This window comes from Azorhizobium sp. AG788 (assembly GCF_004364705.1).
In the GTDB taxonomy this organism is placed as follows: domain Bacteria; phylum Pseudomonadota; class Alphaproteobacteria; order Rhizobiales; family Xanthobacteraceae; genus Azorhizobium; species Azorhizobium caulinodans.
The window spans coordinates 70,886-84,904 of the sequence record NZ_SOBM01000007.1 but is presented as its reverse complement, the minus strand read 5'-3'; the positions used below and the strand labels follow the sequence as shown (position 1 = coordinate 84,904).

Below are 14,019 nucleotides of genomic sequence, written 5' to 3'. Positions count from 1 at the left end.
TGGATGCCGCAGTGCGTTACGGGGCCTCGCTTCTCATTTGATCGCAGGCAGCAGAGAAATGGAGAGCTTCACACTGGCGGCCTGTGTACCGCTGATCTGGAGCACCAGTGGCGCACCGGTGGCGACGGCAAAGCGCACGCTCTTGCGCGCCAGCGGGCAGTCGCGGACGCCGGTGAAAGCGGCCGCCTTGAGCGGCATGCCACTGGCGATCAGGTCGATCCAGGCCGGCTGGTCGAGGGTCACCTGAAGCAGCCCGTCAGCGGTCGGTGCCGGCAGGCGGACATAGCCGGCCGCGCCGCCTTCGCCCGTCCGCTCCGGGGCGACGGGGAGCCCGGCGCGTTCGGACGGGGCGAGGTCGAGCGCGAAGGCGAGCGGCAGGGGCTGCTCCAGCAGGCGGCCCGAGGGCATGTGCGCAAGATCGGCGGCGCCGAGTTGCGCGCCGTCCGCCTCCAGCGACCAGGCGGCTGCGGCGCAGCCTTCGCCTGCGGCGTGGGCGGGGACACGGAATGGTGAAGCCAGAAACAGGGCGAAGATCGCGACGGCGGAGAAGGCGCGCATGGCGGAAGGTCCATAGCTATATTCAAAGCGATATAGCATGACGCGCACCCCCGCGTCCTGCGGCGCGCCCTCCCTGAGAGGGAACTCAGCAGGGCGCGCGGTCGCACTCAACGGGCCTGCGCGTGATATTCCGGGTTCGGCCGCATGTCGGTGGCGCTGGCCACCCGGTTCGACATGTTGAAGAAGGCCGCCACCGCCGCGACGTCCCAGATGTCGCGCTCGGACAGACCGGCGTCACGCAGAGCGGTGCGGTCGGGCTCCTCCACGAGATGCGGGGTCTCGGTGAGCTTCACCGCGAAATCGAGGATCGCCCTCTGGCGGGCATCGAGACGGGCGGCGCGGTAGTTCATGAGGATCTGCTCGCCCAGCTCCGGTGTTCCGGAGAGCACACGCACTGCCGCGCCGTGGGCGGTGAGGCAGTAATAGCAGCGGTTCACCGCCGAGACCGCCACCGCGATCATCTCCCGCTCCAGTTTGGAGAGGCCGGAGGGCGCCAGCATGAGGTCGTTGTACATCGCCGAAAAGGCGCCGAGCTTGGCCAGATCGAAGGCATAGGCCTTCAGCACGTTCGGCACGAAACCGATCTTCTCCACGCACTTGTCGAAATAGGCCTGGGTCGGCGCGTCGAGCGGCGCCAGGGGCAGGTCGAGGGCGATCACGGGCTCAGCGGCGGGGGCACTGGCGGCCTTGGATGCGGTGCCGCGCAAGGCGGCTTGCTTCCGTTCCGGATGCTGCGTTGCGGTATTTTGGAACCGTTTCCCGCTTGACGCTTTTTTGGGCGTGGCGCTTAAGTTGTTTGGCTTTTCAACGCCTTTGTCAGGCGTGCTTAGTTTTGCGGCGGTCGTGGTCTTTTTTGCCATGAGGGGCCACCTCGTCATGATTTCGTCGTTCCCCGGCGTCACACCCGGAGCCTCCCGGTGGGGACGAGGATCGCGCAGAGAGGGGGCCGGCGAAAGCCCCCGGGGAGTGTCGTGATGAATATCCAGGGAAGCCAGGGCTCGGATGCGTCGTTCGGGTCCAAGGCGCGTCTGTCGCTCGCTGTCAGTCTGCTCAAGACCGAGGGCGCGGGCATTCCGGAAGCCTTCACCCGCCAGCTGTTCGGCGCCGCCGCCCCGGAGGATGTGGAAGCCCTGCTGCCCGAGGCGCTTGCGGCCCTCGCCCGCACGTCCTGGGCGCATCTCGTCGCCCACAAGCCCGGCACCAGCGACGTCCACGTCTTCACGCCGAGCCTGCCCGGCCATCCGCCGGTCACCGTCATCGAGGCGGTGAATGACGACATGACCTTCCTGTTCGATTCTCTGGCCTGCGAACTGGCGGATCGTGGTCTGGAACTGCGCCTCGCGGTCCATCCCATCTTCGCGCTGGAGCGCGGCGTCGGCGATGCCGTCACGGGGATCGAGACCGATCTCGTGGCGGCGGGCACCCGGGGCCTGGCCCGCGAGAGCCTGATTCATCTGCATATTCCCGCCCTCGGCAGTCCGGCGGCGGAGGCCGATCTGAAGGAGGCCCTGCTCGGCGTCCTCAGCGACGTGCGCGCCGCCAATCGCGATTTCCTCGCCATGCGGGCGCGGGTCCACGATGTCTCCAAGACCTACCGGCGGGAGAAGTGGCCCTATTCGGAGATCGACCGCGAGGAGGCGGCGGATCTCATCGAATGGCTGGTGGCCGACAATTTCATCTTCCTCGGCGTGCGCGGCTATGCGCTCACTGCCGAGGGCGGGCTTGAGGCCATTCCCGACAGCGGCCTCGGCGTGCTGCGCGATCCGCAGGTGCATGAGCTGCGCCTCGGCGCCGATCCGGTGGTGACGACGCCGGACATGCGGCAGTTCCAGCCCGGCGGCCAGCCCCTCATCATCACCAAGTCCAGCATCCGCTCGCGCGTCCATCGCCGGGCGCCGCTCGATTATATCGGCGTGAAGATCCACGACGCCGAAGGCAAGCTCACGGGCGAGCTGCGCATCATCGGCCTCTTCACCGCCACCGCCTACACCCATTCGGTGATGCAGATCCCCTATCTGCGTAACAAGGCGGAGGCGGTGCTGGTCTGGGCTGGGTTCGATCTCGACACCCATTCCGGCAAGGCGCTGGCGACGGTCCTGGAGACCTATCCCCGCGACGAACTGTTCCAGATCGACGCCGATACGCTTCAGGCCTATGCGGTCGTCATCCTCTCGCTCTATGACCGTCCGCGCGTGCGGGTGCTGCCGCGCTCCGATCCGTTCGACCGCTTCGTTTCGGTGCTGGTCTATGTGCCGCGCGAGCGCTTCGACGCGGCGCTGCGCCAGAGCGTGGGGGCCTATCTCAGCCAGGTGTTCGGTGGCGCCGTGGAGGAGGTGGAGCCTACCTTCCTCGCCGACCTGCCGCTGACCCGCGTGCGCTACATCATCGGCCGTCAGGAAGGCCGCACGCCAGAAATCAACCGCGTCGACCTCGAGCGCGAGATCGCACGTCTTGCCCTTTCCTGGTCCGACCGTCTCGGCGAGGCGCTGCGCGCCACCCATGGCAGCGCCGAGGCGCAGGCCCTGGCCGAGCGTTACGGCTCGGCCTTCGATGCCGGCTATGTGGCCGCCTATCCGGTGCAGACGGCGGTGGAGGACATCGCCCGACTGGAGCGCCTCTCCGCCGAGCGGCCCATCGCCCTCGATTTCTTCCGTCGCCCCGGCGACCTCCAAACGCGTATCTCCCTGCGCCTCATCTCCTTCGGCCGGCCGCTGCCGCTCTCCCAGCGGGTGCCGACGCTGGAGAACATGGGCCTCAAGGCGATCGACGAGCGCACCTATCGCATCGAGACCACCGCCCGCATCGGTTCAGGCGCCTCCGCCGCCACCCGCAGCTGGGTCCATGAGATGAGCCTTGAGCGCTCGGACGGCCGGGCCATCGAGATGGGCGGCTCCGGCGAGCGGCTGGAAGACCTGCTCACCGCCGTGCTGCGCGGCACGGCGGAGAATGACGGCTTCAACGCTCTCGTGCTGGATACCGCGCTCAACTGGCGCGACGTGGCGCTGGTGCGGGCGCTGGCGCGCTATCTGCGGCAGGCGGGCATCGCTTTCTCGCAGGACTATCTCTGGACCACGCTGAACCGCCACGCGGCGCTCGCGGAAAAGATCGTCCGCCTGTTCCACGTGCGTTTCGATCCCGCCCGTGACGCCTCCCCCGAGGCGCGGCAGGCCCGCGAGGCGCCCTTGCGCGAGGCCATCGAGGTGGCGCTGGCTGACGTCTCCAGTCTGGACGAGGATCGCATCCTGCGCCGCTTCGTCAATCTGGTGGACGCGGCGCTGCGCACCACCTTCTACCAGCGCGATGCCGAGGGGCGGGCCAAGACCGCCATCGCCATCAAATATGAGAGCGCGAAGGTGGAGGGCCTGCCCCTGCCGCGTCCGCTCTATGAGGTGTTCGTCTATTCGCCCCGCGTCGAAGGCGTGCATCTGCGCTTCGGCCAGGTGGCGCGCGGCGGCCTGCGCTGGTCGGACCGGCCGCAGGATTTCCGCACCGAGGTGCTCGGCCTTGTGAAGGCGCAGCAGGTGAAGAACGCCGTCATCGTGCCGGTAGGCGCCAAGGGCGGCTTCGTGCCCAAGCTCCTGCCGCAGGGCGGCTCGCGCGATGCCATCCAGGCGGAGGGCGTCGCGGCCTATGAGATCTTCGTCTCCAGCCTGCTCGACCTCACCGACAACCTGAAGGGTGGCGCGGTCGTCCACCCGCCGCAGGTGGTGCGGCTTGATGGCGATGACCCCTATCTCGTGGTCGCCGCCGACAAGGGCACGGCCACCTTCTCCGATACGGCCAACGGCATCTCCCAGCGCCACGGCTTCTGGCTGGACGATGCCTTCGCCTCCGGCGGGTCCGTCGGCTACGACCACAAGGCCATGGGCATTACCGCACGCGGCGCCTGGGAGGCGGTGAAGCGCCACTTCCGCGAGCGCAACGTGGACATCCAGACGACGCCGGTGACGGTGGCCGGCGTCGGCGACATGTCCGGCGACGTGTTCGGCAATGGCATGCTGCTGTCGAAGGCCATCAAGCTGGTGGCCGCCTTCGACCACCGCCACATCTTCCTCGATCCCAATTCCGATCCGGCGGTCGCCCATGCGGAGCGCCAGCGGCTGTTCAACCTGCCGCGCTCCTCCTGGGAGGATTATGACGCCAAGCTGATCTCTGCCGGCGGCGGCGTTTTCCCCCGCAGCGCCAAGCGCATTCCGCTCTCGCCCGAGGTGCGGGCGGTGCTCGGCCTCGACAAGGCGGAAGCGGCCCCCAACGAGGTGATGACCGCCATCCTGAAGGCGGAGGTCGACCTGCTCTGGTTCGGCGGCATCGGCACCTATGTGCGCGCCAGCGTCGAGACGGACGCGCAGGTGGGCGACCGTGCCAACGACGCCATCCGCATCTGCGCCGCCGACCTGCGGGCAAAGGTGGTGGGCGAGGGCGCCAACCTCGGCATGACCCAGCGCGGGCGCATCGAGGCGGCGCGGCGGGGCGTGAAGCTCAATACCGACGCCATCGACAATTCGGCGGGCGTGAACACTTCGGACGTCGAGGTGAACATCAAGATCGCCCTCTCGACCCCGGTGGCCGAGGGCGTGCTGAGCGCCCCCGACCGCGCCCAGCTTCTCGCCGACATGACGGACGACGTTTCGCACCTCGTGCTGCGCAACAACTATCTGCAACCGCTCGCGATTTCTCTCGCCGAGCGGCGCGGCACGGAGGACATGGCCTTCCAGCAGCGCATGATGCAGACGCTGGAAATGCGCGGCGAACTCGACCGCACCGTGGAGTATCTGCCCTCCGACGCCGACCTGCGCGAGCGGCGCAACCGCAACGAGGGCCTGACGCGGCCGGAACTCGCCGTGCTCCTCGCCTATGGCAAGCTCTCGCTCTACAGCGACCTGCTCGCCTCCGAGGTGCCGGACGATCCGTATCTCGCCGACGAACTGATGACCTATTTCCCGCCGGCCCTGCGGGCGCGTTTCCCGCAGGCCATCGCCACCCATCGCCTGCGGCGGGAGATCATCGCCACCGGCCTTGCCAACGCGCTGATCAATCAGGGCGGCCCGACGTGCCTTGCCCGCATCTCCGACCAGACGGGCGCGGATGTCGCCGCCATCGCCCGCGCCTTCGTGGCGGTGCGCGACATCTACGGCCTGCCGCGCATCAATGCCGCCATCGATGCGCTCGACAACAACGTGGATGGCGAGGTGCAGCTCGGCCTCTACCGCGCCATCCAGGATCTCATGATCGGTCGGACCATCTGGTTCCTGCGCTATGCCAACCTTTCCGTGGGCATCGCCAGCGTGGTGGAGCGCTACGGCAAGGCGGTCGCCTCCGTCGTCGGCGCGCTCGATACCAGCCTGCCGGAGATCTGGCGGGCGGGCCGCGACCGCCACATTGCGGAACTGGTGCAGCAGGGCGTGCCCGAGGCGCTGGCCGCCGAGATCGCCGTGCTGCCCGCGCTGGCGGCGGCCTCCGACATCGCGCTGCTGGCGGAGCGCACCGGCCGGGCGCTGGATGAGGCCGCACCCACATTCTTCGCGGTGGGCCGCTATTTCGCCATCGACGACATCGTCACCGCCGCCAAGGCCATCTCGGCGCCGGATTATTACGACCGCCTCGCCCTCGACCGGGCGCTCGGGCAGCTCGAAACCTTCATCCGCCAGATGACCGGCGAGGTGCTGGTGGGCGGCGGCACGGGGGCAGAGGGGCTCGAAGCCTTCGTGGACAGCCGGCGCCGCGACGTGGAACGCATCCGCGCCACGGTGCAGGACATCACCACCTCCGGCCTCTCGCTCTCCAAGCTCACGCTGGCGGCGAACCTGCTGGGCGATCTCGCCCGCGCCTGATCCCGGCTCCGATCCCGGTTCATCGTCGTCCTCGCGCCTTCTTCGGTGCGGGGACGACGGCCGGGACCGGCTTCCCTCCGCCGGCCGGCAATGCCAGTGTCGCGCGCCATGACCGCGCCGCTCTCCCCCTCCGTCCCTGTCCGTCCCGCATCCAGCCTCGCCGTCACGGGATGGGTGCTGTTCGATCCCGCCTGCCAGCCCTTCTTCAGCCTCGTCACCACCTTCATCTTCGCTCCCTATTTCGCCTCGGCGGTGATGAGCGATCCGGCGCGGGGGCAGGAGGCGTGGGGCTTTGCCACCGGGCTCGCAGGCTTCATCATCGCGCTCGCCTCGCCCATCCTCGGCGCCGTGGCGGACGCGGGCGGGCGGCGCAAGCCATGGATCGCCATCTGCGGGCTCATGCTGGCGGCGGGCAGTGCGGCGCTGTGGTTCGCGGCGCCGGGCGACGAAAGCCGTGTGCCCTTCATCCTCTTAGCCTTCGTGCTCGCGACGGTGGGCGCCGAGTGCGCCATCACTTTCAACAATGCCATGATGCCGGGCCTCGTGCCGCCCGACCGGCTGGGCCGCCTCTCGGGCCTCGGCTGGGCGGCGGGCTATGTGGGCGGCCTCATCGCGCTGGCGCTCGTTCTCGTCTTCTTCGCCACCAGCCCGGACACCGGCCTGACGCTCGCCGGCCGCCCGCCCGCGCTGGGGCTCGATGCTGCCGCCCGTGAGGGTGACCGCATCACCGGGCCGCTCTGCGCGCTCTGGTTCCTCGTCCTCGTGACGCCGATGTTCCTCTTCACGCCCGACCGGCCGCGCGGCCTGCCGCTTGCCGCCGCCGTCCGGGGCGGGCTGAAAGATCTGCGCACCCTCTTCAGCCGCCTGAAGGGGCAGCCCAATCTCGCCCGCTTCCTCATCGCCAACATGATCTATACGGACGGCATGGTGGGGCTGTTCTCGCTGGGCGGCATCTATGCGGCGGGCACCTTCGGCTGGGGCTCGGTGCAGATCGGCACCTTCGGCATCCTCATCCTCGTCACCGGCATCTTCGGCGCGCTGCTCGGCGGCTGGCTCGATGACCGCATCGGCGGGCGGCGGGTGGTGCTGCTCTCGCTCGGCGCTTTGTTCCTTGCCGCCTTCGGCATCCTCAGCCTGTCGAAGGACGCGCTCTTTTTCGGCCTCGTGCCGACAGCTCCCGGCAGCGGGCTCTTCGGGACCGTCCCGGAAAAGTTCTATCTGGGCCTCGGCCTCCTCATCGGCCTCGTGGCCGGCCCCTTGCAGGCGGCCTCGCGCACGGTTCTGGCCCGCCTCGCCCCGCCGGAGCATCTGGGCGAATATTTCGGCCTCTTCGCTTTGTCCGGACGGCTCACCTCCTTTGCCGCGCCGACGCTGGTGGCGCTGGTGACGGGGCTTGCCGCCAGCCAGAAGGCCGGCATTTCGGTGCTGCTTGCCTTCTTCGCGCTCGGCGGTGTGCTGCTGGCGGGCGTGCGCGAAACCTCCCGTTGAGGCGCGCCGCGATCGGCGTTAGCCTGAGCGCTTATCCCATATGGGGAGGCGCCGTGATGATCCCTCGGACGACCCGCCTGTTCCGGCTCGCGCTGCTGGCTGCGATCCCCGCCGTTGCGCCTTTGACCGCGCATGCGGACGATCCTGGGCCGCCGCCCACGCAGACCCAGCCGGCGACGCCCGCCTCGGACACGTCCAAGAGCCCACCGCCGCCCAAGGCGCCGCAACGTACCCGCCTTGCGAACGCTGCACCCGCCGATACGGGCGCCACCTGGGTCGGGCCGTCCTATGCCATCCGCGGCGTGGTCATCTGGAGCTATACGCCCGGCCACTGGCAGAGGCGCTGAGCCTCAAGCCGCGAGGAAGTCCCGCACCAGCGCGGCGAAGGCGGAAGGGGCCTCGATCATCGGGCAATGGCCGATGCCCGGCATGTCGCGCTTCACCGCGCCGGGAATGGCGGCTGCCATCTCCTGCGCGAAAGGGTCCGCAAAGAAGCGGTCATCCAGGGTCGAGATCACCAGCGTCGGGGCGGTGATGCCGCCGAGCCGGCCGAGCGTGTCGGTGAGGAGGCTCGCGTCCGCCTGCCGGTTGAAGGCGGCCACTTCCTGAAGGGTACCCAGCCCGACGGTGGCGCGGGCGATATCGCAGAGGCTGTTGGCCTCCAGGAATGTACGCCCGAGGGTGAAGGTGGCGAGCGCCGCGACATAGGTCTCCGGATCCGCCAGTTCTGTCCGCAGCCGTTTGAGCAGGCGGATGAGCTCGCGCACATAGAGATCACAACGGGCGAAGGCGCAGGCGAGCACCAGCCGGTCCACCCGCTCGGGCGCCAGCAGCGCCAGCTCCTGCGCGATGACGCCCCCCAGCGAATGGCCGAGCACGTGGGCGCGTGCGATCCCCGCCGCATCCATCACCGCCAGCGCATCGCGCGCCATGTCGGCGGGCGTATAGGGTCCGGTGGCGCGGTCGCTGGCGCCGACGTCGCGATTGTCGAAGGCGAGCGTGCGGAAGGCGGAGAGGTGTGGCCGGGCCAAGCCCCAGAAGGGCCGATCCGCCGAGAGCCCGCCGATTAGCAGCAGCGGCGCGCCGCTGCCGGCGATGTCATAGGCGATCTTCAGCCCGCCGCCGGTCGCGAAATCTGCCATGTCACTCCCCTCCTCGTGATCCGCAGCTGGCACGCCGTCTGGGCGCGGCGCTCGCATGCGGCTGTCACATGGCCGCCATATGGCGTTGCAGCAGCGTACCTGCTAGAAGGCGCGGCCTTGGGGTGCGATCGTCCGACCGGTCGGGGAACCGCACGCCAGCTCTTTGCGACGGGATGGACCGGCGGCCTTCTGGATCGAGTGCGCGATCCTCCGGCGCGGGGCCGTCTCCAAGAGGACTTCCATGCGTCAGGCCGAGATCGTCCGCGAGACCAAGGAAACCAAGGTGCGCCTTGCCGTCAATCTGGACGGCACGGGCCGCGCCAGCATTGCCACGGGCATCGGTTTCTTCGACCATATGCTCGATCTGCTCGCCCGCCACGCCCGCTTCGATCTCGAAGTGGAGGCCAAGGGCGACCTGCATGTGGATTTCCACCACACCACGGAAGACGTGGGCATCGTGCTCGGGCAGGCGCTCCGGCGCGCGCTCGGCGACATGCGCGGCATCACCCGCTATGCGGACCTGCACCTGCCCATGGACGAGACGCTGACCCGCGTCGCGCTCGACATTTCCGGCCGGCCCTTCCTCGTGTTCCGCACCGAGTTCAAGGTGGGCAAGATCGGGGAGTTCGACACCGAGCTGGTGCGGGAGTTCTTCCAGGCGTTTGCCTCCAACGCGGGCGTGACGCTGCACGTGGAGACGCTCTACGGCGACAACGCCCACCACATTGCGGAAAGCTGCTTCAAGGGCCTCGCCCGGGCGCTGCGTGCCGCGGTGGCCATCGATCCGGCGGCGGCGGGGGAAATCCCCTCCACCAAGGGCGCCCTTGGCGGCTGAGGAGGCGGCATGGCCAGCTGGACGGTTCTGACCAAGACCGACGCGGGCGATACGCCCCTGCGCGCGGCCGAGCGCGTCGTCTTCGTGCGTGAGCGCTTCTCTTGGGCCGCGCTCTTCCTCGCGCCGTTCGTGCTGCTGCGCTACCGGCTGTGGCTCGTTTTCGCTGCTTACGTGATCGTCTCGGTGATGCTCGCGGTGGCCGAACTGCGCTTCGGCCTGCGGGAGAGCGTCGAGACGGCGGTGATGGTCGGTTTCCATGTGCTCATCGCGCTGGAACTGCCGTCCATGCGCATCCGCAAGCTTCTGTGGCTCGGCTATGAGGAAGCGGGCTGCGTCGTCGGCCGGGATCAGGCCGAAGCCGAGCTGCGCTTCTTCTCGGAGTGGACGCCGCCAGCCGCCTGTGCCGCGGGCTCGTCCGCTGTTCCCCCTTCCACCCCAAGGACCGGGCGCGCGCCGTCGCAGCCGGGTCCGGTGATCGGCTCCTTCTCGGAGCCTTATGCCCCATGACTGTTGCCATCGTCGATTACGGCTCCGGAAACCTGCATTCCGCAGCCAAGGCCATTGAACGCGCCGCCCTCGACACCGGGGGCGAGCGCATTGTCGTGACCAGCGATCCGGACGTGGTGCGCGCCGCCGACCGGGTGGTGCTGCCGGGTGTCGGCGCCTTCGCCGACTGCCGCCGCGGCCTCGACGCCGTGCCCGGCATGGTGGCGGCGCTCGAGGAAACGGTGCATGGCCGTGGTCGTCCATTCCTCGGCATCTGCGTCGGCCTGCAATTGCTGGCCGAGCGCGGGCTGGAGCATGGCGTGACCCCCGGCCTCGGCTGGATCAAGGGCGAGGTGGACCGCATCACCCCGTCCGATCCCAGTCTCAAGATCCCGCACATGGGCTGGAACACGCTCCAGCCGGCCCGCGCGCATGCCCTGCTGGAGGGCATCCCGCTCGGACCGGACGGGCTGCACGCCTATTTCGTGCATTCCTATGCCTTCAAGCTCGCCGATCCGGCGGACCTTCTCGCGACCACCGACTATGCCGGCACCATCACCGCCGCCGTCGCCCGCGACAATGTGGCCGGCACCCAGTTCCATCCCGAGAAGAGCCAGAAGCTCGGCCTTGCCCTTCTCGCCAATTTCCTGAAGTGGCGCCCGTGATCCTCTTTCCCGCCATCGATCTGAAGGACGGCCTCGCCGTGCGCCTGGAGCAGGGCGACATGGACCGGGCCACCGTGTTCAACCGCGACCCCGCCAGCCAGGCCGGCGAGTTCGAGGCGCTGGGCTTCCGCTATCTGCATCTCGTGGATCTCAACGGCGCCTTCGCCGGCCATCCGGTGAATGCGGCCGCCGTGGACCGCATCCTTGAGACGGTCTCCATCCCGGTGCAGCTCGGCGGCGGCATCCGTGACATGAAGACGGTGGACGGCTGGCTGGAGAAGGGCGTCACCCGCGTCATCCTCGGCACCGCCGCCGTGCGCGATCCGGACTTCGTGAAGGCCGCCGCCAAGGCCCATCCCGGCCGCGTGGTGGTCGGGCTCGATGCCCGCGACGGCAATGTGGCCGTGCAGGGCTGGGCCGAGACCTCGAACCTGCCGGCGGTGGACATTGCCCGCCGCTTCGAGGATGCCGGCGTCTCCGCCATCATCTACACCGACATCGCCCGCGACGGCCTCCTGAAGGGCCTCAACATGGACGCCACCATCGCGCTGGCGGATGCGGTGTCCATCCCCGTCATCGCCTCCGGCGGCCTCGCCTCGCTGGCGGACGTGGAGGCGCTTCTGGAGCCGCGCGCGAAGAAGCTTGCCGGCGCCATCACTGGCCGGGCGCTCTATGACGGGCGGCTCGATCCCGGCGCGGCCCTCGCGCTGGTGGCGGGACGGAGCTGACCCATGCTGAAGGTCCGCGTCATCCCCTGCCTCGATGTGAAGGACGGCCGTGTCGTCAAGGGCGTGCAGTTCGTCGATCTGCGCGATGCCGGCGACCCGGTGGAATCCGCCCGCGCCTATGACGCGGCCGGCGCCGACGAACTGACCTTCCTCGACATCACCGCCAGCCACGAGAACCGGGGCACCATCCTCGATGTGGTGCGGCGCACCGCCGAGCAGTGCTTCATGCCGCTGACCGTGGGCGGCGGCGTGCGCACGGTGGAGGATGTGCGCGCGCTCCTCCAGGCGGGCGCCGACAAGGTGTCCATCAACACCGCCGCCGTGCACCGCCGCGCCTTCGTGGGCGAGGCGGCGGAGAAGTTCGGCGAGCAGTGCATCGTGGTGGCCATCGACGCCAAGCAGGTGTCCGGCCCCGGCGAGACGCCGCGCTGGGAAATCTTCACCCACGGGGGGCGCAAGCCCACCGGCCTCGACGTGGTGGAATACGCCCGCGAGGTGGTGGACCTCGGCGCCGGCGAGATCCTCCTCACCTCCATGGACCGGGACGGCACCGGCAAGGGCTTCGACACGGCGCTCACCCGCGCGGTGGCGGACGCCGTGCAGGTGCCGGTGATCGCCTCCGGGGGCGTCGGCACGCTCGACCATATGGTGGACGGCATCCGCGAGGGTGGGGCGACCGCCGTGCTCGCCGCCTCCATCTTCCACTTCGGCACCTTCACCGTCCGGCAGGCCAAGGAGCGGCTCGCCGCCGCCGGGCTGCCGGTGCGCATGGATACCTGAGGGGCCACCCTCTCACGGCTCCGGGGCGGGAGCCGCAACCTCAAGGCTGGGACGATGAGCGAAGATCGCGTCACCCTCGCGGACCTGGAACGCATCGTCGCCGCGCGGGCGCAGGCGGATGCGGGGGCGTCCTATACCCGCTCGCTGCTCGACAAGGGCATTTCCAAGTGCGCCCAGAAGCTGGGCGAGGAAGCGGTTGAGACGGCGCTGGCCGCCGTCGGCTCGGACAAGGCTGCCGTCATATCGGAAACGGCGGACCTGCTTTATCATCTGGCGGTCCTGCTGCACGCCAAGGGCGTGGAACTGGACGAGGTCCATGCGGAACTCGCCCGGCGCACCCGCCAGTCCGGCCACGAAGAAAAAGCTTCGAGACAACGGAGCTGAGTGGTGATGGTGTTGGGAGGATATTGGGCCCATGGATCAACGGCTTGACCCCGGGCTTTCGCCCTATCGCACCTTCACTCGCGCGGAATGGGCGCAACTGCGTGAAGACACGCCGATGACGCTGGGGGCGGAGGAGATCCTGCGGTTGCAGGGCCTCAACGACCGCCTGTCCATCCGTGAGGTGGAAGAGATCTACCTGCCGCTCTCGCGCCTGCTCTCCATGTATGTGGGCGCGACGCAGAAGCTTTTCCGCGCCATGAGCCAGTTCCTCGACCACCGCAACAATGCCGAGGGCAAGATGCCCTACATCATCGGCGTTGCGGGATCGGTGGCGGTGGGCAAGTCCACCACGGCGCGCGTCCTTCAGGCGCTGCTCGCCCGCTGGCCCCACACGCCCAAGGTGGACCTCGTGACCACCGACGGCTTCCTCCTGCCCAATGCCGTGCTCCAGCGCGAAGGGCTGATGGAGAAGAAGGGCTTTCCCGAGAGCTACGACCTCTCGCTGCTGCTGCGCTTCCTCACCGACATCAAGGCCGGCCGCCGGCCGGTGAAGGCGCCGCTGTATTCCCACTTCTTCTATGACGTGCTGCCCGACCAGATGGTGGAGGTGGACCGGCCGGACATCCTCATCGTCGAGGGGCTGAACGTGCTCCAGACGGGGCGTCCGCCGCGCGACGGCAAGGCCATTCCCTTCGTCTCCGACTTCTTCGACTTCTCGGTCTATATCGATGCCGACGAGGACGTGCTGGAGCATTGGTATGTGCAGCGCTTCATGCGGCTGCGCGAGACCGCCTTCAAGGATCCGCTGTCCTACTTCCATCGCTATTCCAAGCTCACGGAAGAAGAAGCGCGGGAGACGGCGCTCTCCATCTGGCACCGGATCAACCTGACGAACCTGCGGGAGAACATCCTGCCCACCCGCCAGCGCGCCAACCTCATCCTGCGCAAGGCCGGCGACCACGAAGTAGCCGAGGTTCAGCTCCGCAAGCTGTAGGCAGAGCAACGGGGCGGTGCGCTGCGCCGCCCGATCTGCTCCCGTGGTCGCTGGTGTCAGGTCTTGCCTGCGGAGACGAGCTTCCGCCTTTGGGTGCCTGGAAGCATGACGGTTTGGCGAAAGCCAGC

At 68.8% G+C, this 14,019-nt stretch carries 13 protein-coding genes; 10 read left to right on the top strand and 3 right to left on the bottom strand.

The annotated features are described in order from the left end of the window. Nucleotides 1-33: 33 nt before the first annotated feature. Nucleotides 34-597 carry a hypothetical protein gene (locus DFO45_RS18755; RefSeq protein ID WP_133866063.1) on the bottom strand — a complete coding sequence of 188 codons (564 nt, stop codon included), beginning with the start codon at nucleotides 595-597 and terminating at the stop codon, nucleotides 34-36. Between the two features lie 68 nt (nucleotides 598-665). Continuing rightward, entirely contained in the window at nucleotides 666-1,217 is a 552-nt protein-coding gene (locus DFO45_RS18750; protein ID WP_133866239.1) for a peroxidase-related enzyme, read from the bottom strand. A 315-nt stretch (nucleotides 1,218-1,532) separates the two neighbouring features. Between DFO45_RS18750 and DFO45_RS18745 the strand changes: the two genes are divergently transcribed. From DFO45_RS18745 to DFO45_RS18735, 3 genes are all read left to right on the top strand, one after another. Next, on the top strand, nucleotides 1,533-6,389 hold the full coding sequence (locus tag DFO45_RS18745; protein WP_133866062.1) for an NAD-glutamate dehydrogenase: 4,857 nt from the start codon (nucleotides 1,533-1,535) through the stop codon (nucleotides 6,387-6,389). 108 nt (nucleotides 6,390-6,497) lie between these two features. Next, the gene (locus DFO45_RS18740) at nucleotides 6,498-7,877 is read left to right on the top strand and encodes an MFS transporter (RefSeq protein ID WP_133866061.1); all 1,380 of its coding nucleotides are present in this window, start codon (nucleotides 6,498-6,500) and stop codon (nucleotides 7,875-7,877) included. A 56-nt stretch (nucleotides 7,878-7,933) separates the two neighbouring features. Beyond that, entirely contained in the window at nucleotides 7,934-8,224 is a 291-nt protein-coding gene (locus DFO45_RS18735) for a hypothetical protein (RefSeq protein WP_133866060.1), read from the top strand. Nucleotides 8,225-8,227: 3 nt separating this feature from the next. Here the strand turns inward: DFO45_RS18735 and DFO45_RS18730 are convergent, their stop codons facing one another. Next, complete coding sequence (locus tag DFO45_RS18730; RefSeq protein ID WP_166657180.1) at nucleotides 8,228-9,019, bottom strand: alpha/beta hydrolase; 792 nt, start codon at nucleotides 9,017-9,019, stop codon at nucleotides 8,228-8,230. 241 nt (nucleotides 9,020-9,260) lie between these two features. Between DFO45_RS18730 and hisB the strand changes: the two genes are divergently transcribed. The 7 genes from hisB to coaA are packed head-to-tail and all read left to right on the top strand — an operon-like array spanning nucleotide 9,261 to nucleotide 13,891. After that, on the top strand, nucleotides 9,261-9,854 hold the full coding sequence (gene hisB / locus DFO45_RS18725) for an imidazoleglycerol-phosphate dehydratase HisB (RefSeq protein ID WP_133866058.1): 594 nt from the start codon (nucleotides 9,261-9,263) through the stop codon (nucleotides 9,852-9,854). A 9-nt stretch (nucleotides 9,855-9,863) separates the two neighbouring features. Then, nucleotides 9,864-10,361, top strand: coding sequence for a DUF2628 domain-containing protein (locus DFO45_RS18720; RefSeq protein ID WP_133866057.1), 498 nt, complete (start codon nucleotides 9,864-9,866; stop codon nucleotides 10,359-10,361). Continuing rightward, on the top strand, nucleotides 10,358-11,005 hold the full coding sequence (gene hisH, locus DFO45_RS18715; RefSeq protein WP_133866056.1) for an imidazole glycerol phosphate synthase subunit HisH: 648 nt from the start codon (nucleotides 10,358-10,360) through the stop codon (nucleotides 11,003-11,005). Before DFO45_RS18720 ends, hisH begins: the two co-directional genes overlap by 4 nt. Next, on the top strand, nucleotides 11,002-11,733 hold the full coding sequence (hisA, locus tag DFO45_RS18710) for a 1-(5-phosphoribosyl)-5-[(5-phosphoribosylamino)methylideneamino]imidazole-4-carboxamide isomerase (RefSeq protein WP_012173018.1): 732 nt from the start codon (nucleotides 11,002-11,004) through the stop codon (nucleotides 11,731-11,733). Before hisH ends, hisA begins: the two co-directional genes overlap by 4 nt. 3 nt (nucleotides 11,734-11,736) lie before the next feature. After that, on the top strand, nucleotides 11,737-12,513 hold the full coding sequence (hisF, locus tag DFO45_RS18705; protein ID WP_012173017.1) for an imidazole glycerol phosphate synthase subunit HisF: 777 nt from the start codon (nucleotides 11,737-11,739) through the stop codon (nucleotides 12,511-12,513). Between the two features lie 54 nt (nucleotides 12,514-12,567). Then, on the top strand, nucleotides 12,568-12,897 hold the full coding sequence (locus tag DFO45_RS18700; RefSeq protein ID WP_012173016.1) for a phosphoribosyl-ATP diphosphatase: 330 nt from the start codon (nucleotides 12,568-12,570) through the stop codon (nucleotides 12,895-12,897). Between the two features lie 31 nt (nucleotides 12,898-12,928). Further along, nucleotides 12,929-13,891 (top strand): type I pantothenate kinase, encoded by a 963-nt coding sequence (gene coaA, locus DFO45_RS18695; RefSeq protein ID WP_012173015.1) that lies wholly within the window; start codon nucleotides 12,929-12,931, stop codon nucleotides 13,889-13,891. The last annotated feature ends 128 nt before the right edge of the window (nucleotides 13,892-14,019 follow it).

What these genes read in the sequence shown, in the direction of transcription:
- DFO45_RS18720 (WP_133866057.1), top strand. Translation starts at nt 9,864, where the DNA reads ATGGCCAGCTGGACGGTTCTGACCAAGACCGACGCGGGCGATACGCCC.
- hisF (WP_012173017.1), top strand. Translation starts at nt 11,737, where the DNA reads ATGCTGAAGGTCCGCGTCATCCCCTGCCTCGATGTGAAGGACGGCCGT.
- DFO45_RS18700 (WP_012173016.1), top strand. Translation starts at nt 12,568, where the DNA reads ATGAGCGAAGATCGCGTCACCCTCGCGGACCTGGAACGCATCGTCGCC.
- DFO45_RS18735 (WP_133866060.1), top strand. Translation starts at nt 7,934, where the DNA reads ATGATCCCTCGGACGACCCGCCTGTTCCGGCTCGCGCTGCTGGCTGCG.
- hisB (WP_133866058.1), top strand. Translation starts at nt 9,261, where the DNA reads ATGCGTCAGGCCGAGATCGTCCGCGAGACCAAGGAAACCAAGGTGCGC.
- DFO45_RS18740 (WP_133866061.1), top strand. Translation starts at nt 6,498, where the DNA reads ATGACCGCGCCGCTCTCCCCCTCCGTCCCTGTCCGTCCCGCATCCAGC.
- coaA (WP_012173015.1), top strand. Translation starts at nt 12,929, where the DNA reads ATGGATCAACGGCTTGACCCCGGGCTTTCGCCCTATCGCACCTTCACT.
- hisH (WP_133866056.1), top strand. Translation starts at nt 10,358, where the DNA reads ATGACTGTTGCCATCGTCGATTACGGCTCCGGAAACCTGCATTCCGCA.
- DFO45_RS18745 (WP_133866062.1), top strand. Translation starts at nt 1,533, where the DNA reads ATGAATATCCAGGGAAGCCAGGGCTCGGATGCGTCGTTCGGGTCCAAG.
- DFO45_RS18730 (WP_166657180.1), bottom strand. Translation starts at nt 9,019, where the DNA reads ATGGCAGATTTCGCGACCGGCGGCGGGCTGAAGATCGCCTATGACATC.
- DFO45_RS18755 (WP_133866063.1), bottom strand. Translation starts at nt 597, where the DNA reads ATGCTATATCGCTTTGAATATAGCTATGGACCTTCCGCCATGCGCGCC.